Here is an 18,817-nt window from a genome sequence, read left to right on the forward strand (position 1 = left end):
TATCTACTCCGCTGCCAGCCGGACGGGATCAAGGCGCGACCCCAGCGTGTTGCAGTACCAGTTGACGAATTGGTTGACGCCGGTTTCCTGGATGCTTGAATAGGGGCCGGGTTCGTAGGAAGGCGAATTGATCCCGATCTGGTTGTCTTCGACAACGCGGCGATCTTCGTCATTGGTTGCAACCCAGACCTCCGTCAGTTTCTCCAGATCGTAATCGACACCTTCGACCGCGTCCTTGTGGACCAGCCATGTTGTCTGAACTTCGGTCTGCTGCGGTCCGATCGGCGTCACACGGAACGTGATCGAGTGATCCGGAAGGAAATGGTTCCATGTCGTCGGGTAGTGGAACTTGAGCAGAGAACCCGCGTCATCGAAAGGCACGCGACCAAGGCGACGCCGGACCGCGATGTCACCCGACATTGTGTAACTTTTCGCACCAACTTTCAGCGGCATGCGTGCCAGGCGATATTGCCCCGCGGTGTCAATGTGAAAGCGCGACGGAAGATTTGCGTTTTCGCAGCGATCGAAATGGGCTGCAAGTGCTGGCGGCGTTTCTCCCTCTTCGACGCCGGTCACGGCCGGATCATCTGGGAAAGTACGGCAAAGCGCCGGATGGTTGCCGCCGCAATGGTAGCATTCACGGTTGTTTTCCCAGACCAGCTTCCAGTTACCTTCCTCGACAATCGTACTTTGATACGCGATCTTGGCATCGGAAAGATCGTGCGGCGCGAGATAAGGCTCGGCCAGGGTCGCGAAGGCGTCGAAATCCGGTGCCTGATCCGCAAGGCAGATGTAAACCAAGCCGGCCAGTTCCCGGCAATGGATCGGCTTGAGGCCATATTTCGACGCGTCGAAATCTGGACCCATATCCCGCGCCCAGAGTAGTTTTCCATCCAGTTCGTAGGTCCATTGGTGGTAGGGGCAGACCAGTTTCGGCACGTGACCCGAAGCAGCCTTGCAAATTATTGAACCGCGATGCCGACAGGTATTGTGAAAGGCGCGGATCACGCCATCCTGGCCTCGGATGATGACGATCCCATAAGCGCCGATCCGATGCGTGACATAGCTGCCCGTTTTCGGCAGAGCGCAGGCCGGAACGGTGTAAAGCCAATCGCGACAAAAGATTTCCTGAATATCCAGAGAGAAAATTTCCGGATCGCTGTAAAATGCTTGCTCCAGCGAGAAGCCGGGCTTGCGCCGGGATAACAGGTTACGCGTATTGGCCTCTGCGTTCATGGCCGAACTCCGAATTCCGGGCGCAGGGCCCGATTGCATGTTGTTCTGCGGATGGCGCATGGAAACGGACCGCCTTACCGAGGATACCGGCATGGCAAAGCGCCGCCTCCACCGCCCCCCGCGGTTTGACGTGATATCAGGCTGGTTTCCGGACTTGGAAAACCCGGACATGTCCGGTGTTTCGACGCCTTCCCAAGGGTCTCCTCCCCAGTGGCCAATGTCGAAACCAGCGCTTTCCTTACCGTTGCGGGGGCAGTTCCGGATTTACACCGGCTTCCCAATTCTCGGTCTTGCGACCGCACCCAATATCTGTCGGGCACCCTAGCCTGAAATATGCGAATCCGACGTACGATTACGACGTCGTATTGCGCGAAACAGACTTGATGGAAATTTTTGGGCTGCTCATTTCCTTGCGTGTGTTTAGAAAGTTCAGGCCTGACCTCATCTGTGAGCGCGACCTGACGCAGGGGCCATTTTGTGACACCACTGATCCCCGTGGCTTGGCAATTTACCTGACCACGAAATCTGCATGCAAGGCGCCAGCCGCTTTAAGGCTTTTGAGAATGTCAATCATATCTCTTGGTGAAACGCCGAGGGCGTTGAGGCCGGACACCACCTGAGAAAGGGAGGTGCCTTCAGGGACTTCAGCCAGAGATACGCCGGGCTCTTCTTCAAGTGCGGCGCCTGTCCGTGGAATGACAATCGGAGCGGCATCGGTAAAAGGATTCGGTTGAACGACGAGAGGCGCTTCTTCTATACGCAGGGTCAGGTTGCCTTGCGACACGGCCACCCGTGAAAGCCGGACGTCATCGCCCATGACTATCGTCCCCGACCGCTGATCGACGACCACCCTCGCCTTGCGTTGGGGTTCGACCAGAATGTTTTCGATGCGGCCAATGGCGTGAGCTGTCGATGCGGTTCGGGTGGCTCCGATATCGAATTCCACGGTGCCGGAATCCCGCATCACCGCGACGGTGCGCCGAAACTCCCGGTTGATCGCGCTTTCAATCCTTCCGGCCGTTGTGAAATCCGGGTCTCGCAAAGCGAGCCTTATGGTCGAAAGTGAGCCGAGTTCAAAATCGATCTCGCGCTCGATCCGGGCGCCAGAGGGAATGGTTCCGGACGTCGGAACGCCCTGAACCACCTCTGCAGCGTCACCGACCGCAGCGGCACCGCCCGCAAGGATTGCACCCTGAGCAACTGCGTATATCTGACCATCGGCAGCGTTCAATGGCGTCATGATCAACGTGCCACCTAAAAGGCTGTCGGAGTCGCCAATCGCCGAAACGGTCACGTCGATCTGACCACCAACGCGGGCAAACGCCGGTAGCGTTGCGGTGACCAGCACGGCCGCTACGTTCTTCGGGCGAAAATCTTCGCCGTTTACGTTGACCCCCAGCCGTTCAAGAATATTGGTCATGATCTCTTCGGTGAAAGGAGCGTTTCTCAATCCGTCGCCCGTGCCGTTCAGGCCCACCACAAGGCCGTAGCCGACCAAGTCGTTGCCACGGACTCCATCGAATTCCACAAGATCTTTCAGCCGTACGGCGCCTGCATGTGCGGTATTGGCCAGAAGCAGGAAAATGAGGATTGCGCGGATCATTTCAGAAAATTCAGCAGGGAAAGTTGTGAGTTTCGGACAGTCACCGCATAGAGGCTTTCCAGTTGAAACTGTGCTTCTTCTATACGAGAGGCTGTTTCGAACGGATCGGCTTCAAGCAGCACGTTCCGGGCATGCTCGAAACTGGTTTTTTCCATGCTGATGCGAACCGTGGCTTCCTCGATTCTGGCTTGCGCCACGCCGATATCGGCGCGCAGGCTGGCGAGCTGATCCTGTCCGTTCAGCAATTCCTCGCCGGCCCGCTGCATCAGGTTGTTCTGAGCGTCTCCGGAGAGTGCAAGGGAAGGGTCGGTACTGAGCACGGTGAGGGCGATATTGCGAATAATATCCCGGAAACCCTGATCATTGGCTTTCAATGTCATTGACACCGTGTGGTCGGGGCTGACCGAAACATCGGCCAGATCAATATTTGAGCCCTGATACATCACAGCGGTGAAGCCAGCCGGATCATCGAACCAAGTCTGGGCGGCCAGACGTATGTCGTCCGGGTCCGTCAGCCCGGCGATTTCGGCTTGAAGAGTGGCCAGAAGCGTTTCCGCGTCGCGCAGGGGCGAAATGTCGGTCTGGATACCTCCGAAGATGCTTCGCCCGGCAACATGCCCGTTCAACATGTTCAGTGCGATATCCAGATCTCCCCTGGCCCTGCTGGCATTGTGTTCTCTCAGAGTGGTTACGTGGGTCGGAACCGTCGAGAGGAGGTCATTGCCAAGTTCAGATGTAACGGATTGGAGCCTATCAAGGCTGTTCTGGGCAGCATCGGTGAAGAGCCCGGCCTCAGTCGCGGTTACGTGAAATCCACGGAGTCGGGCCAGATTGCGGTCTATGTCTGTCAGGTAGGCAAAATCGCCGCCAAGGCGGTTATTCACATCCGTAACCTGCCCCGTGCTCAGCTCTTGGGTCAGGCGCTGCAGGTCTTGCTTGATTTCGGTGCTTCTGGTCCTCTGAAGCAGATGCCGAGAGAGATCTCCGATAGATGTCAGGTTCATGCTTACAGCCTCAATAAGGTTTCCATCAATTCATCGACCACCTGCAACATACGTGCGTTCGCCGCATATGCCTGTTCGATGAGGATTAACTGGCTCAGTTCCTCATCGGAATCGACGCCTTGCGAGAGTTCGGCGTTCTTCATTTCGGTCAAGCTGGCAGAGCTGAAGGCCAATCTTTGATCCGATACCGCTTCTGCCTGAGCAGCGCTCGATACGAGCGCGCCGCTGATCTCCGCGGCCGTCAATGCACCGGTCCCAAAATTGCCCGAGCCGGGAATGCGCGAGATTTCCAGAACCGATTGCAGCGATTGCAGGAATCTTGCATCGCCGCTCGGGCCCGGGGTGGCAGCCCCCAACCCGTCGCGCAGGCGCCAGCTCTCTCCTCCCTGTTCGGGATCTGCATCCGGGTTGACTCTCAGCCTTGCGGAAAGACCGATTTCTGTGAGTGGATCAAAGGCGTTGCCGTTGTCGGTGAACAAGCCAGGGTCGCCGGGTGAGAGGGTCGGGTCCAGAGCCGGGTCTTCAAAGCGTTCAGTGAGATCACGCGCGACGCTGTCGAGTTCAGCTTGTGCCTCGACGCCCAACTCATCGCGGATTTCGAACTGTGCCGAAAGCGATCCGCCCCGCAACGCGCCCCGCAGGCTGTCGGTTCTGACGGGGTTCCCATTAAGTGTGAGTCCCGACAAACCACCGCTGGCAAGCGTCATTTCCGGCACAATTGTATTCACCGGTGTGAATTCGAGCGTTGCCGCCTGCCCATCCAGGAGAACGGCGCCGCCAATGGTGTAAAGGGCAACCTGCCCATAGTTGCGCTCGACCACGTTCACCGGAGCGATATTGTTGATTTCGTCAATCAGCACCTGACGTTGATCGAGCAGGGCAGCGGTTGGTGCATTTCCGGCCTCAAGGGCGGTTATCCTCACGTTCAGGCCTTCGACGTCGCTGAGCGCCTTGTTCAATCTTTCGACCTGAATCGAGATCTTGCGATCTGCCTCCGAGCGCATTTTTTGTACTGTATCGCTGGCGTTGTTGATCAGGTTAATAAGATCATTCGCTTTGATGACGACGTCGTCCAGTCGCTGCGCGCTGTCCGGACGGCTTGATGCCGAGATTAGGCTGCTGTCGAAGGCGGCAAGCCGCGCTGTAATTGAATCTGTATCCGTGGGATTGCCAACTGCGCTGGCGAACCGCGTTTGGAAGCTGGCAAGCGGAGTGGCATTCGAAAATTCGGCGTCGGCATGACGTCGGCTTGAAATGATGCCTGGATTGGCCTGTCGTTGAATGCCAAGGACCCGGACGCCCGGACTTACCTCGCTGTTCGAGGAAAGTATAATTGAACGTTTTGCGTATCCGGGTGTCAGAGCATTGGCGATGTTTTCCGACACCACGCCGGAAGCCCGGCCCGCAGCGGAAAGCCCGCTGAGAGCGCCGTGTAATGCGGTTGAAAGTGACATGGTGTCGGTTCCTCGTTACGTTACCGGAGATAGAAATTGCTGCAGGTCAGCGTTTAATGTTCGCCGTCTCCTGCAGCATTTCATCGACAGTCTGGATGACCTTGGCATTGGATGAGTAGGATCGCTGGGTCTGGATCATGTTCGTCAATTCACTTGCAACGTCTGTCGAGGATTCCTCGCGGGCAAAGGCAACGATGTCACCGGTCGGTCCGTCACCCGCATCCCAGAGGAAATAGGTGCCGCTTTCGGTGGAGGGCTGATACGTCTGCTGATCCAGCGCGACCATGCCATTCGGGTTCGGCAGATCGACCAGTGGAACCTGATAGATGACCCGCGTGATGCCGGTGTCGAAAAAGGCATGCACCATGCCATTTGCGTCGACTTCGACGCTCGTCATGTTGCCAACGGGGGTGCCGTCCTTGATGATCGAAACCGGGGCAAATGTATCGGAGAGCTGGGTCATACCATCGCTTTGCCCGATCATGCCGATATCAATCTCGATCGGACCGCCGTCCACCGTAACGATGAGCGTGCCGGTCAGAGGATCGTAGGTGCCCCCGGAGGTCGTGCTGACACTCGCCAGTGTCCCGCCCAAAGCGCGGCTTGTGTCAAAGGTGACGCCATATTCTCCGACAATTGCGTTGGCGGAGGCCGAATCCCGGATGACCATCGTCCATTCGTTGGATACGCCCGTCGCTGGAACTGTGGGCTCGAACGTGATGTTCAGACTTTCCGAGGTTCCGAGATTGTCGAAGTATTCAATAGACAATTCCTGTACATCGCCGGAAGCGCCTGCCTCAGTCTCGGTCGCGGGCAGGTTGACCCCGAGCGACATCTGCGTTGTTGGCTCGCCAGAGAACTGGTTTACGTTGATCTGTACAGGCTCAAGCCCGTCTGAGGTATCGCGGGGATAGGTCGGGATGGTGCCGTCCGGGTCCGCGGGCCAACCGAGCAGGACAAGCCCGGATTCGGTCGTCAGGTACCCTTCGAAGTCGGTGCGAAACGAGCCCGTCGTCGACAAGAGCATCGTCGGGGCGCCGTTGTCGGCAGCAACTTCGGCGGAAGAGGCGACTGGCAGCATCCCCCGTCCTCGAACAGCAAGATCGGTCGCGTTCGAGGTCGATACAAGTGGTCCCTTCTGATCGATGAGCCGCTGGGAGGTGGACCTAACGCCGCCGGCCGAATAGTTCCCGCCGGATGCAGAGATGACCATCGAATGAAAGTCGGTCCGCACCGTTTTGTATCCAAAAGTCGAGGAGTTGGCGATATTGTCCGAAATCGACGCCAGACGGTTCGAATTCGCAGTAAGGCCCGCAATCCCCGCATTGAGGGAGGACGACATGGTCATGAAATGCCCTTTCTGATGCTTTGTAACTTGGCACTACACCTAGACATCGCGGCTTAACGTGCCGCTAACATCTAAAATGTTCCGCACTTACTGACGGTGGCCCGTCACTGTTCTTTTCTTAGGATGGTGATTTCGACTCGGTCGTTCCGCGCGGCCATCGGGTTATCATCCGCAGGCTTGCGGTCGGCGTGACCGGTGATCCGCTTGATCCGCTCGGAGCGCGTGCCGAATAATTCCAGCAGACCCCGGGTTCTTTCCGCGCGACTGCCCGACAGAGCCCAGACCGGATTTTCCGCGGCCACGACAGGATTTGCACGCACGAACCCATTGACCGCGACCCCATGCGGCAGGTCCATCGTTCGCCGCGCGATCATCTCGACCAATTCGCGGTAGAGCGGGGTCGGATCAGATGTTCCTTCGTCGAATAAAGGTGCACCTTCGCGGGCAAAGATCTCGATGACGAGGCCCTCGTCGGTGACACGGGTTATGATGTGCTTCATGGAGTTATCGGCAACCATGCTTTCGCCGCCGCGACCAAAAAGCTCTTCCTCGATCTCCTTGAGCTGGTCTGTTTCATCGCTGTCAGTCCGGCCGCCGAAACTGCCGCCTTTCTGCGAGGCATCTATTCCTTTCGCAGGGTCGCCGGGTTTCGTTGAATCCTCGCTGCCGCCGGTGCCGCTGTTAATCAGGGTCTCCTGCGAAAAGACATTTTCCCCTCCAAAGGGATCCTCGCTCCCACTGGATATCCTGTGAATCGGCACGGAGGGGGCGAAATAGTCGGCCAGACCCATCCGTTGCTTTTCAGTCGTTGCGTTCAGCAACCACATCAAGAGAAAGAAAGCCATCATGGCTGTCACGAAGTCAGCATACGCCACCTTCCATGCGCCACCGTGGTGACCATCGCCACCAACTACCTTTTTCCGCTTGATGATGATTGGCGCGACATTTGGCTGCGCACTCATCTCCACCACCTTTTTAACTCACCCGAGGAAAGGGGTAGCACCGGAGACTTAAAGAGAGACTAATGGCGGGTGACAGATGGGTCGAAAACCGGGGGTGATAGCTGTGCACCACCTGTACACCCCCTGTACATCAGACGTCTGACATTTCGCAGGGGTCAGGAGGCGGTCAGGTAGCTGACGGACATGTCAATCGCGATGCGGCGTTGGGTGTTTTGCCATTCCGGCGCGGCCAGATCCTGATCCAGCATCGCCGAGAGCGTGTCCCCGTTTGCCTGGTGTTCCATGCAGAGCGACAGGATCGTGACATAGAGATGACCCGGGTCGATCTGCGCGGTAAATGCGCCGCTGTCATAACCCCGACGAAGCAGGTCGCTAATCGTTTCGATCAGTGCGCGCGTCGAATCCGCGGCGACGGGCAGACCTTTGACGAACTTGCCGCCCACGACGCTTTCGTTGCGGATCATGGCGACGAATTCGGGATTGTCCTCCATGTAGTCAAAGGTGAACTCGACCAGTTTGCGCAACCCTTCGACAGGCGGCAGGGCGCTGAGGTCGAGCTTGTCCTGACGTTCGCGCAGGTCGTTGAAGGTTTCGGTCAGCGAAGCAAGATAGAGGTCTTCCTTGTTGCCAAAGTAGCGATAAATCATTTGGACGTTGGTCTGTGATGTCTTGGCAATGCGATCGATCCTCGCGCCGGTGAACCCCTCGGCAGCAAAGTCGGCACGGGCCGCATCGAGAATGCGCAGCCGTGTGGCGGCGGCATCACGCTTGCGCGGTTTCTTTCCTATTTTGGAAAGGTTCGTCACGGGCTTGACCTTCTCCGAGGGCGCAACTCGTCGGCCACCCCGGGCAGGGTTTCCGAGTATTGTTCGGGTACTTTGACATGCAGTGAATTCAATCTTTTATGACAAAAAATGTGTCTTAATGCCAGAAGCATATGCTTACTGCCTAATTTCGCCCGGAGTCCCTGCGCAAAAAAGCGCCAGAAAAAGCAGCGGAGTTCAGCCTATGGGAAAATCTGCCACCTTGCAGTTTTGAAACAACCATAGGGAGAGTCGGATTTCAGTAGATTCCGAAATATTCGGCCTGTTCCCATTCTGAGACCGCGAGGTGATAGCGGTTCCATTCCGAGCGACGGATATGGCTCAGGTAATCAACAAATATGTCTCCCAGAGCGCCACGATAAAAGGCAGAGCTTTCGAAAAGCTGGATGGCGCTGAGCAGGCTTTCGGGCAGGCGGGGAGCGTTCCCGGCATAGGGGGTTTCGACCGGATCGGGGGCGGAGAGGCCGCGTTCGATGCCGTCGAGGCCCGAAAGGATCTGACTCGCGAAAAAGTAGTACGGGTTGGCGGTGGTTTCCGCGACCCGGTTTTCGATCCGGCTGGCCGCGTCGCCGGGCGTCATCAGCGCCCGGATCATCGCGCCGCGATTGTCGCGCGCCCACTGGATGCGGTCGGGCGCAAGCTGGTGCGGGCGGAAGCGTTTGTACCCGTTCACCGTGGGAGTCGTCAGAAGGCAAGACTCGGCGGCATGCTCCAGCAGCCCGGCGATCCAGCCCTGTGCATTCGCTGAAAGCGTGCCGTCATCGCCGGGGATCATAAGGTTAACGCCGGTCTTGGGATCGACGAGCGACTGGTGCAGGTGCCAACCGCTGGCGGCGCCGTTCTCGACATTCGGCTTGCACATGAAGGTCGCGTGCAAACCCTTGCGTTCGCAGGTTTCCTTTACCATCGCGCGGAACATCATCATGTTATCGGCATGGGTCATGGGATCGGCGGGATCGAATGTGAATTCGAACTGGCTTGGCCCCATTTCGATCTCTACCGAACGGACCGGGAGACCAAGCGCCTGCGCATTGCGGCGCAGATCGTCCAGCACCTCTTCGGCGGCGTCATAGCGGGATTCGGTCAGGAACTGATAGCCATGTCCCAGATTGGCGGTCCGGGCGGGCTGGGCAGGCATGGTGGCGTCCGGATGCGCCAGCCGGTCGTCCAGTTTCTGGAAGACGTGAAACTCGACCTCGAGCCCGACCATGAGCGCGCGGCCCGAGTCGGAGAGCCGGTCGACGGCCGATTGCAGCACGTCGCGCGGCGCGAAGGGGATCGCCGAGCCATCGGTCCGGCGCGGGGTGCAGAAGATCCAGGCGGAATGTGGCGCCCAGGGCAGGGTGCGAAAGGTCGACGGGTCGGGCAGCAGCAGGATGTCGCCCGCGCCCTTCATGCCGGTGATGTCGGGCACATCGTCCCAGATCGGGAACACCGTGCGGTGCGACGTGTCCTTGAGCAGCAGGGTCGAGGGCGCGGCGATGCCGGAGGTAAAGGCCGAGATCAGCGCCTCGGCCACGATGGTCTTGCCCCGCAACACGCCGTGCTGGTCGGCAAAGAGAACCCGAACCGTTTCAAGATCGCTTTGCCGTGCGGTGCCGACCAGCTTGGCTGCCGCGTCGATGGAAACCCCGTCGAGCAGGCCGAGCCGGGCCAGCCGCCCTTCGGCGATCTTGCGGGTAAGTTCTGTCATGGCCTGGGGATTCCCGTTGTTGTCGATGGTCCGTGACCCGGACTATACCTTGGCGTTCCATCCGGTACAGGCCGCACGTCGCTCCGCGTCGCTGGCTGCTGAAACTTCACGCCATTTTTCACGGTCACCGATCGTATCGTTGGAAATCGGGCCGTAGATGTCGCCGGGCGGGGTGCCGTTGAGCATCGGCAGCCCGTCGGTCTTACCTTCCTTGAGGCTGGCGATGGCGGCCCGCATCATGCGGCGGTACCGAATGATCGCCACGTCGGTCTTTCCGAGATGTTCCTTGGTGCGGTCAAAGATCGGACCCGGGCTTTCCACCGCCCATTGGTCGTGCACGTTGATATCGAGGCCCATGCCCGTATAGGTCTCGCGCATCTGTTCCTCGGGGTCGAACCCGTAGGAATTGCGCTTGTTCTTGAGCGGGGCGTAGTCGGGCAGGCGGTGTTCCTTGAGCCGCTGTTCGCGCATCAGATCCTTGTTCACCGGGTCGGTGAAGCTGGTGAACATGGAATACCAATAGCAGTTTTCGTCATCGACCGGGACATGCCACTGGGTGATGATCATCTCGCGGCTCATCGGGATGGAGATCGCCTCGGGGAAGATCTGGTTGGTGATCCGCACATGGGTCTTGCCGTTGTCGAGATGGCGCAGGGCAATGATGCGCATGCCATATTCGGTTTCCTCGACCGTGATGTCCGGGCGCGGGTAGTCGCGCAGCAGCTTGGTCATCGGGATGTCGGTATCGGCGGCCTTGTCGCGGAACTGCTTACCATAGCTGTCGGCGGGGTCTTCGTCTTCGAGGAAGCGGTGCAGGAAAGAGGCGTGGGCCGGGTCGATGCCGACCTCCATCGCCTGCAGCCAGTTGCACTCCCACAGACCCTTGAAGGCAAAGACATGGGTGTCGGGGGCGCGGAAACAGTCAAAATTGGGGAATTCCGGCGGCTCACCCGGTCCCATATAGGCGAAAATGATGCCGTTCTTTTCGACCACGGGGTATGAGGTCGTCTTGATCTGCTCGTGCATCTTCGAGCCTTCCGGCTCACCCGGCTGTTCAACGCACTGGCCATCGCGGTTGAAATGCCAGCCGTGGAAGGGGCAGCGCAGCCCGTTATCCTCAAGCCGCCCAAAACAGAGGTCGGCGCCGCGATGCGGGCAGGCACGGTCGATCAGGCCGAGCTCTCCGTCGTCGTCGCGGAACAGAACGAGGTTCTCGCCCAACAGCTTGACCGGAACCACGGGGCGGTTGCCGGCCAATTCATCGGAAAGCGCGGCGGGCTGCCAGTAGCGGCGCATGACCTCGCCAGCTTCGGTGCCGGGGCCGGTGCGGGTGAGGGTCTCGTTGAGTTCCTTGCTGATCATCTGGCTATCCTCCTTGGGTACGGGTGCAACGTGTGTCCGTGCCTGCGAGGAAAATGTTGAATAACGCACAGAAAGTCAAATAATATAAAATATGTCCTGTCAGGCGTTGATGTTGGCGAGAAGGGGGCGCTGCCCCCCGGCCTTTGGCCTCCCCCCGGAGTATTTGGGGCAAGAGGAAAACAGGGGATGAGTTGCATAAGGGGCAGAGGCGGTTATCAGAGGCTGAGCTTGCGAAATTCTGAAATCGGACGCAGGTGTTAAGGGGGATGTCATGGGCATTGAAGGGGACCTGTCGGCACATGGGCTGACGGAACGGGATATATCCTTGACCTTTGCGAAGGGCATGGCGGTTCTGAAAGCGTTTGACGACAATCATACGCGGCTGACCTTGACGGATATCGCGAAGATCACCGGGCTTGATCGTGCCTCGGTCCGGCGGTTGGTTTTGACATTGGTTGCACTGGGATATGTGGGCAAGGAGGGGCGGCATTTCGCGCTGACGCCGCGGGTGCTGATCCTTGCGGGGAGCTTTCTGCGCGGCAACCGGTTCGGTAGCCATATCCAGCCGCTCCTGAACCGCTATGCGCGCGCCTTTGGCTGCGCAATTTCGCTGGCTATCGCAGATGAGGATGCGGCGGTCTACGTGGCGCAGTCTTCCTCACAGGAAGAAGCGGTGACATTTGGGTTCACGGTGGGAAGCCGTCTGCCGCTGCTGCATACGGCGATTGGCCGGATGATGCTGGCCTATGGTGAGGCGTCATGGCGCGAGTCGTGCATCCGGGAACTGGGGTTCGAGCAATACACGCCCGCGACTGAAATGGACCGCGTTGAAATCGCGCGAAGGGTCGAGAACTGCCGGACGCAGGGCTATGCCATTGCCAACGGCGAATTCGACGCGGGGGTGACAGGGTTCGCGGTGCCGGTTGGTCGTCCCGGCGATCTGCGCGCGGTGGTGGGCATGTCGCAGCCCAATTTCGAGCTGCGCGACGAAGAGATGCACCTGCGCCGGATCAGTGAATTGCAGAAGGTGGCGCAGGAACTTGGCCGCTCGGGTCTCTTCGAGGCAGGCTGAGAGCGTTTCGGTTTTCGGCTTGCATCGCGGCGGCGGCGAGGCTCTGTTGCGGCGGGGAATGACGCCGGAGGTAATTATGGCAGAGATGACAAGCCCTTGCCCGCCGATCAGCGACGCGGACTGGCCGGAGGAACTGGCCGATATGAAAGGCGGGTTTGCGACCGGGCTGAACGTCTATCGCACGATGGCGCATCATCCGTCCTTGCTGCGTGCCTGGGCGGATCTGCGGCAGCATGTGGTGAAAGGCAGCGCGCTGGGCGCGGTGCGGTCGGAACTGGTGATCCTGCGCGCCGCGCATCGGATGGGGTCGGCTTATGAATGGGCGCATCACGTGCATCGGTCGCGCCAGCTTGGCATGGAGGCGGCGCGGATCGAGGCGATGCGGCAGACGCCCGAGGGCGAGGACGGCTTGATTGCCGAGGCGGTCGATGCGCTGTTCGATCAGAAACGCCTGCCCGCCGAACTGGAATCGCGGCTGGCGCGGGCGATCGGGCGGCAGGCGGTGTTCGACCTGATCGCGACGGTGGGGTTCTATTCCACGCTGGGCTATATCCTGATGACGTATGAGACGCCGATCGACGCGGATATCGCGGATTGAGCGCAAGATAATCTTAGCCTCTTGCAGGTATGAGGGGCCAAAGCCGGAGTTTCGTTCATGGCCATCCTGAATGTCGGGTCGATCAACTGGGATCGTGTGATCCGCGTGCCGCATTTCCCGGAACCGGGAGAAACCCTGAGGTCGCGTTCGATTTCCGTCGGGCTGGGCGGCAAGGGGCTGAACCAGAGCGTTGCGATCATGCGCGCGGGCGGCACGGTGCAGCATGTGGGCGCGGTCGGGGCGAACGATACGCGGATCCGGGATGTGCTGCACGATCTGGGGCTTCGCGACAATTTTATCGTCGGCGTGGTCGGTGTTGAAACCGGCAGTGCCACGATCCTTGTGGATGACGGCGGCGAAAACCTGATCGTGCTGGATGAGGGGGCGAACGGTAAACTGCCGGGGGCCGCGGTTTCTGAGGCGGTGGACCAGGCGCAGGCCGGGGACTGGCTGTTGTTCCAGAACGAAACCAACCAGACCGGCGAAGCAGCTAGGCTGGCGCGGGCGCAGGGCATGCAGGTAGCCTTTTCGGCAGCGCCCTTCCGCGCCGAGGATGTCATGCCACTGCTGGGGGAAATCGATTTGCTTTCGGTCAATGCGGTGGAGCTGGCCCAGCTTGAAGAGGCCGTTGGCGGGGCGGGAAATCTGCCTTCGGGACTTGATCTGCTGGTCACGCGCGGCAGCGAGGGGGCCGAATATCTCTCGGGCGGAAAGAGACTGCGCGTCGAGTCGCATCGGGTAGAGGCGAAGGATACGACCGGGGCAGGCGATGTTTTTCTTGGCGTCTTCCTGTCTGAACTCGACGCCGGGGCTTCTCCGCAGAAGGCGCTAGAGACGGCGAATGCGGCGGCGGCGCTTCAGGTCGGCAAGCTCGGCGCGGTCGACGCCATTCCGACCCGGGCGGAGATCGAGGATTTCCTGAGCCGTTAGCGGGTTTTCTTATCGGCGGTGGAATTCGTTCCGTTCAGCTTCTTTTGTCCGGCCAGGGCTGCGACTGTGATGCGTAAGGAATGGCGTCATCCAGCGGCATCTTCGATGTATTGGAATTCGGGTTTGGAATGCTGACTAGATTTCACAGCTGTTGTCATGGCTGGCTTGACCTCTCGCCATATCCTGACGCGGTCACGAGATTTGACGCACATGAACTATGAACAGTTGCTCCACGAGACAGCGTCAATATTCCGGTGATCTGCCGTCACTCCCGAAGGGAAACGACATCGTGGAGCAAGCATAAATGGAGACCAGCGCGTCGGTTTCGCCGTAAATCATGCGTATGCGACACGAGTTGTATTGGCGGAACCTGACGGCCGCAAGAAGTGAATGGCTGACACCCCCCGCCCAGCACAAGTGTGATTTGGCCGACGCATGCATGGCTCGAAGACAGGTGCTTTGCGAGTTTGAAACCGGCTCGTGCGGGGGAAACTCTGCGGGCTGATATCGAAAGGCCAGCGATCTCTGGACGCGCTGGGGCGAGGCCGATGAGTTGATGCGCCGCCGCATATGCGCGAGAGATGCCTTGGCATTGGATGCGATGGACGAGTTGACAGCCGCTTTGCGAACCAGGCTGGTTCGTGGGGCCTCGGATAAGGCAGAGATCGCTCGGGTTGCGGGCATTTTCCGGGGCGCGGCCGCCGGCGCGCGGGCGACGGTTAAGGCGGTAGCGCGGATTTGCTTGTCTGCAGGGATGCTCCGGGCTCGGTTGATGAGCAGCAAGGCGGATCAGGTGGAGAGTTCTCGGGTCGCGGGAAACGCCCAATTCGCAACTGACGTCGCGGGAGACGGTTGAGGCCGTATCGCTGGGGAGCCGATTTTTCTGGGTCGGTACCCGCTTTCCTTTGCCGCCGTCGCCCTGCGGGATCGGTAATGGCCCGGCGAAGAAGGGTGCGCAGGAAATTACCTGCGCACCCTTGTCTTTATTCGCTCGCGCTGTTGCGAAGTTCTTCGAGAACGCCTTCTACAGTGCTCAGCAGCTCGGGCCGGTTGGCTTCCTGAAGCATTTCGGCGGTTTTGTTGAGCTGTTCCATCGCGGCCTCGGTTTCACCCGCGGTCGCAAGGGCCTGACCATAGTGGTACTGGACCATCGGATCCTGCGAAAGACCTTCGGCAGCGGCGCGGAGGTAGGGCAGGGATTCTTCGGTTTCACCCATACGGTAGGCGATCCAGCCATAGGTATCCTGGAAGGCCGGGATCTCGGCGCCGCGCAGACGGCGGGCCACCGAATAGGCCTTTTGCAGGCTGGCTTCATCTTCGCGGTAGTCCGACAGCAGGCTGGCGAGGTTGTTCGCGACGATGACGTTGTTGGTGTTGCGCTGGTACAGGCCGTCATAGATCTCGATCGCCTGTTCGATCTCGTTATCCGCCTGCAGTTGCTCGGCAAGAGTGATGAGAAGGGCAGGATCCTCGGGGTTGGCCTCGATGGCGCTGTTGAGGGTTTCCGACGCGGCCTCGTCATCGCCGGTGAGACGGTTCAGACGGTAGAGCGTGACCCAGGTGCGGGCGTTTTCCGGGTGTTCCTCGGTCAGCGCGCGATAGATCGCTTCGGCTTCGTCCTGACGTTCCAGTGCGACGAGTGAACCGGCCTTGAGGTAACGGAAGTCCGGATCTTCGGGCGCGTTCTCAAGCAGGCCGTTGATGTATTCCAGAGCGGCCTCGGCGCCGTCAGTTGCCAGACGGGTGCGGAAGATCGCGATTTCGGCTGCTTTCTGGGTGCCGGGGTTCTCGGCCACGCCTTCGAGCATCTGCATCAGCTCGCTGCTGCGGTTCTGGGCCGCAAGCGACCGGGCCTGCAGGCTGAGCGCCGACGCGGTTGCTTCTTCGTTGTCCAGTTCCTGCAGACGGTTGATGACGCCTTGCGACTGGCTCCAGTTCTCGGTCCCGATGTAGATATTGCCAAGGGCGACCAGCAGTTCCTTGTTGGTCGGTTCGGCACGCAGGGATTCGATAATGATGCTTTCCGCCGTCCGCGACTGATCGTTGGAAACGAGGTACTGGGCGTAACGCAGGGTTTCGGTCGGCGCGTTGTTGGATGCATCCACGGCCAGCGAGAGCATTTCCGCCATCAGCTCGCGGTTGCCTTCACGTTCGTAGGCCTGGGCCATCAGTGTCATCAGTGCCGCGTCGTTGGGGGCATTGCCCATCGCTTCGCGCAGCAGAAGGATCGCGTCCTGCGTTTCGTCATCCTGGATCAGCCATGCCGCCTTGAGCTTGCTGGCCTCGGGGTTGGACGCGTCTTCGGCGAGAACGGTTTCGACGAGACGACGGGCTTCGACCGGGTTGCCGGTCTGGAAATACATCCGCGCCAGTTCAACCTGAAGCGAGCGAGTCATGTCCGTCTGTTCGCCTTCGGGGATGTTCGCGGTCAGTTCTTCGAGCCGGGCGATGGCCGCATCGCGATCACCCTGATCGAATTTCAGACGCGCGCGCATGCCTTCGAAGGGCAAGGGCGACAGGCGTTCTGTTTCGATAACACGGTCAAGTTCCGCCATCGCCGCGTCGGGGCTGCGGAACCGCAGCATGAAGGCAACCAGGCGACGGGTGATGTCGACGTCGTCCGAGGCTTCGGCTTCGGCGCGAAGGAAGGCTTCGGCCGCGTCGAGATCGTCCTGAGAGACATAATAAGAGACGAGCGCCTGCTTGATTTCCGCGTTGTTCGGAAACTTTTCGTTCATCGTCTCGAGTTCCTGGCGCACGGCAGACGTGTCGCCAAGCTGCTGCAGAAGACCCAGTTTGAGACGATAAAGGGCAAGATCGTTGGGGGAAATCCGGATCGCTTCGCCAAGCTGGGTCAGCGCCTCTTCCCATTGTTGTTGACGGATCAGGTCGTCGATCAGGATCTTGCGCGCGCCGGGCAGGTCGCCGTCTTCGCTGATCAGCTGGGTCGCCGACTCGACAGCTTTACGCTGGCCGTCTGTGTCGCGGTCCTTGAGCGCCTGAAAATAATTGGCGGTGTTGGAGAGCGACTGCGCCTTGATGTTGGTCGGTTCGAGTTCGACCGCCTTGGCCGAATAACGCTGGAGATCTTCGACGTTGTTGAAGTCGAGCGCCATCTCGGCAAGCGCAAGCTGGCCTTCGAAATTGTTCGGATACTGTTCGACAAGCCGGCGGTACTGGCCGTAGGCGTCGCCGTTATTGCCACGCTCGCGCTGGACCCGTGCAAAGGCAAGGCGGGCTTCCATATGCGTATCGTCGAGTTTGAAAACGTTGCGGAATTCGATCAGGGCGCGATCAACATCGCCCTTTTCAAGGAGCTCCATTCCCGCCTGGTAATGTTCCTCGGCGCGTTCTTCGGCGCTGTCACAGCCCGCGAGAACAAGGGCCGAGAAAGCCAGAGCCAGAAAAAGACCGGATGAATTCAGAACACGGGACACAGAATGCCCGACTATTGCCTTGGATGACACAGACACTTTTTAAATCCTCGATATACTTTAATGACGCAGGAGGATTAGCACCCGGTCCGGCGCAAAACAACGACTACGGTGCGAGCAATTATCTTAATGTCACCCCAGAGGGACACCTTCTGGTGATAGTCATTGTCGTAAGTGGCACGCGCAGCGAAGCTGGTGGCGTTGCGGTCGGAGACCTGCCACGAGCCGGAGATGCCCGGACGCAGGTGGTAATAGGCCTGACCGGGGTAGAGGGTTGCCTGTGCCAGCATCATCGGACGCGGGCCGATCAGGGACATGTCGCCCTTGAGCACGTTCAGCAGCTGCGGCAGTTCGTCGAGCGAGCTGTTGCGGAGGAATTTGCCGATCGGCGTGATGCGGGGATCGTTCCGCAGCTTTTGATTGATCCGCCATTCCTGGCGCGCTTCGAGGTTGCGGGCGAGGTATTCCTTCAGGTGCTCTTCGGCGTTCGGCACCATCGTGCGGATCTTGAAAATGCTGAAGTGACGACCGTTCTTGCCGACGCGAAGCTGGAAGTAGAAAGGGTTGTGTCCGTCGAGGGCGACCAGGGCGGCCATGATCAGGATGACGGGAAGAACAAATGGAAGCGAGCAGCCTACGAGGAGGATATCAAGAAGACGTTTACCAAAGCTGCGATAAAGGTTCGAAGAGGAGGGTTGCGGTTCGACCCGACCTAGGTTGGTGGGGTCATGCGGGTCCAAATTGTTGAAATGTAACGTCATACTGCTCACTATACTAAGAGATGAGCTCAACATGAGCTCGGGTCTCGTTTACAGATGTCTTCAAAAAATTCAACATCCAGCCTTAGTCTGGCCATCTTTAACCACCTGACAACTCAATAGGTGTAACAAAAACCGATTCGAGGCAACAAATTCAGCCCTACTGTTAACTCCACACCGTACTGTAGCAGGAGATTGCGGTAATTGTAGACAAATTACCGACAATCTCGTGAAAAACTTGCCGGAATCGATGCCCCAAAATCGCCTTATTGCTGCCCAGAAGCGAGAATCAGGCCCGGCTGTCCCTCTCGCGCAGGGCGTTGGTGGGACGGTTCATCGGTGGGGAGGGGTGGAACGGGAAGGTGATGCAAAAAAACACATTGTTACAGGCAGCTACCTTGGAAATGAGTGGTTTTTGACAGATTGTGGCCCGAAACGGGATTTAAGACACGTCCACAGTTTGGACGGTTTTTAATATGCTTCGCGGTCAGCTACGTTGGGGCGAGCCTTTATGATCGTGCTCTTGGAATGGTCAAATT

14 protein-coding genes and 1 riboswitch are annotated in these 18,817 nt (G+C 59.0%); of the genes, 3 read left to right on the top strand and 11 right to left on the bottom strand.

Annotation, left to right across the window (positions count from 1 at the left end; all coding sequences use genetic code 11):
* Positions 1–3: 3 nt before the first annotated feature.
* The 9 genes from ACU0FH_RS03980 to ACU0FH_RS04020 all read right to left on the bottom strand — a co-directional run bounded on the left by ACU0FH_RS03980 (position 4) and on the right by ACU0FH_RS04020 (position 11,486).
* On the bottom strand, positions 4–1,236 hold the full coding sequence (locus tag ACU0FH_RS03980) for an aromatic ring-hydroxylating oxygenase subunit alpha (RefSeq protein WP_446193454.1): 1,233 nt from the start codon (positions 1,234–1,236) through the stop codon (positions 4–6).
* A gap of 122 nt (positions 1,237–1,358) precedes the next feature.
* Positions 1,359–1,557, bottom strand: a riboswitch (cobalamin riboswitch).
* A 187-nt stretch (positions 1,558–1,744) separates the two neighbouring features.
* The gene (locus ACU0FH_RS03985; RefSeq protein WP_446193455.1) at positions 1,745–2,839 is read right to left on the bottom strand and encodes a flagellar basal body P-ring protein FlgI; all 1,095 of its coding nucleotides are present in this window, start codon (positions 2,837–2,839) and stop codon (positions 1,745–1,747) included.
* On the bottom strand, positions 2,836–3,843 hold the full coding sequence (locus ACU0FH_RS03990) for a flagellin (RefSeq protein ID WP_446193456.1): 1,008 nt from the start codon (positions 3,841–3,843) through the stop codon (positions 2,836–2,838). The genes ACU0FH_RS03985 and ACU0FH_RS03990 overlap by 4 nt, the downstream gene beginning before the upstream one ends.
* 2 nt (positions 3,844–3,845) lie before the next feature.
* On the bottom strand, positions 3,846–5,297 hold the full coding sequence (gene flgK / locus ACU0FH_RS03995) for a flagellar hook-associated protein FlgK (RefSeq protein ID WP_446193457.1): 1,452 nt from the start codon (positions 5,295–5,297) through the stop codon (positions 3,846–3,848).
* 46 nt (positions 5,298–5,343) lie between these two features.
* On the bottom strand, positions 5,344–6,645 hold the full coding sequence (locus ACU0FH_RS04000; RefSeq protein WP_446193459.1) for a flagellar hook protein FlgE: 1,302 nt from the start codon (positions 6,643–6,645) through the stop codon (positions 5,344–5,346).
* Between the two features lie 104 nt (positions 6,646–6,749).
* A complete protein-coding gene (locus tag ACU0FH_RS04005) occupies positions 6,750–7,607 on the bottom strand; it encodes a flagellar motor protein MotB (RefSeq protein WP_446193460.1) in 858 nt (285 codons plus the stop codon).
* A 155-nt stretch (positions 7,608–7,762) separates the two neighbouring features.
* Complete coding sequence (locus ACU0FH_RS04010; protein ID WP_446193461.1) at positions 7,763–8,413, bottom strand: TetR/AcrR family transcriptional regulator; 651 nt, start codon at positions 8,411–8,413, stop codon at positions 7,763–7,765.
* A 256-nt stretch (positions 8,414–8,669) separates the two neighbouring features.
* A complete protein-coding gene (locus ACU0FH_RS04015) occupies positions 8,670–10,124 on the bottom strand; it encodes a glutamine synthetase family protein (protein WP_446193462.1) in 1,455 nt (484 codons plus the stop codon).
* Positions 10,125–10,166: 42 nt separating this feature from the next.
* Entirely contained in the window at positions 10,167–11,486 is a 1,320-nt protein-coding gene (locus ACU0FH_RS04020) for a Rieske 2Fe-2S domain-containing protein (RefSeq protein WP_446193463.1), read from the bottom strand.
* Between the two features lie 271 nt (positions 11,487–11,757).
* Between ACU0FH_RS04020 and ACU0FH_RS04025 the strand changes: the two genes are divergently transcribed.
* The 3 genes from ACU0FH_RS04025 (at position 11,758) to ACU0FH_RS04035 (ending at position 14,086) form a co-directional block, all read left to right on the top strand.
* Positions 11,758–12,558: an IclR family transcriptional regulator gene (locus ACU0FH_RS04025; RefSeq protein WP_446193464.1), complete on the top strand. Its 801-nt coding sequence runs from the start codon at positions 11,758–11,760 to the stop codon at positions 12,556–12,558.
* 85 nt (positions 12,559–12,643) lie between these two features.
* Positions 12,644–13,156 carry a carboxymuconolactone decarboxylase family protein gene (locus tag ACU0FH_RS04030; protein ID WP_446193679.1) on the top strand — a complete coding sequence of 171 codons (513 nt, stop codon included), beginning with the start codon at positions 12,644–12,646 and terminating at the stop codon, positions 13,154–13,156.
* Positions 13,157–13,213: 57 nt separating this feature from the next.
* Complete coding sequence (locus ACU0FH_RS04035; protein ID WP_446193465.1) at positions 13,214–14,086, top strand: ribokinase; 873 nt, start codon at positions 13,214–13,216, stop codon at positions 14,084–14,086.
* Positions 14,087–15,069: 983 nt separating this feature from the next.
* Here the strand turns inward: ACU0FH_RS04035 and ACU0FH_RS04040 are convergent.
* Together ACU0FH_RS04040 and ACU0FH_RS04045 are read right to left on the bottom strand one after the other, a co-directional pair.
* The gene (locus tag ACU0FH_RS04040) at positions 15,070–17,559 is read right to left on the bottom strand and encodes a tetratricopeptide repeat protein (protein WP_446193466.1); all 2,490 of its coding nucleotides are present in this window, start codon (positions 17,557–17,559) and stop codon (positions 15,070–15,072) included.
* 38 nt (positions 17,560–17,597) lie between these two features.
* The gene (locus ACU0FH_RS04045) at positions 17,598–18,281 is read right to left on the bottom strand and encodes a sugar transferase (protein ID WP_273545055.1); all 684 of its coding nucleotides are present in this window, start codon (positions 18,279–18,281) and stop codon (positions 17,598–17,600) included.
* Positions 18,282–18,817: the final 536 nt, after the last annotated feature.

This window comes from Heliomarina sp. (assembly GCF_052826185.1).

Excerpts from the sequence above, each read along its gene's own strand:
- ACU0FH_RS03980 (WP_446193454.1), bottom strand. The coding sequence starts at position 1,236 with ATGAACGCAGAGGCCAATACGCGTAACCTGTTATCCCGGCGCAAGCCC.
- ACU0FH_RS03985 (WP_446193455.1), bottom strand. The coding sequence starts at position 2,839 with ATGATCCGCGCAATCCTCATTTTCCTGCTTCTGGCCAATACCGCACAT.
- ACU0FH_RS03990 (WP_446193456.1), bottom strand. The coding sequence starts at position 3,843 with ATGAACCTGACATCTATCGGAGATCTCTCTCGGCATCTGCTTCAGAGG.
- flgK (WP_446193457.1), bottom strand. The coding sequence starts at position 5,297 with ATGTCACTTTCAACCGCATTACACGGCGCTCTCAGCGGGCTTTCCGCT.
- ACU0FH_RS04000 (WP_446193459.1), bottom strand. The coding sequence starts at position 6,645 with ATGACCATGTCGTCCTCCCTCAATGCGGGGATTGCGGGCCTTACTGCG.
- ACU0FH_RS04005 (WP_446193460.1), bottom strand. The coding sequence starts at position 7,607 with ATGAGTGCGCAGCCAAATGTCGCGCCAATCATCATCAAGCGGAAAAAG.
- ACU0FH_RS04015 (WP_446193462.1), bottom strand. The coding sequence starts at position 10,124 with ATGACAGAACTTACCCGCAAGATCGCCGAAGGGCGGCTGGCCCGGCTC.
- ACU0FH_RS04020 (WP_446193463.1), bottom strand. The coding sequence starts at position 11,486 with ATGATCAGCAAGGAACTCAACGAGACCCTCACCCGCACCGGCCCCGGC.
- ACU0FH_RS04025 (WP_446193464.1), top strand. The coding sequence starts at position 11,758 with ATGGGCATTGAAGGGGACCTGTCGGCACATGGGCTGACGGAACGGGAT.
- ACU0FH_RS04030 (WP_446193679.1), top strand. The coding sequence starts at position 12,644 with ATGACAAGCCCTTGCCCGCCGATCAGCGACGCGGACTGGCCGGAGGAA.
- ACU0FH_RS04035 (WP_446193465.1), top strand. The coding sequence starts at position 13,214 with ATGGCCATCCTGAATGTCGGGTCGATCAACTGGGATCGTGTGATCCGC.
- ACU0FH_RS04045 (WP_273545055.1), bottom strand. The coding sequence starts at position 18,281 with ATGACGTTACATTTCAACAATTTGGACCCGCATGACCCCACCAACCTA.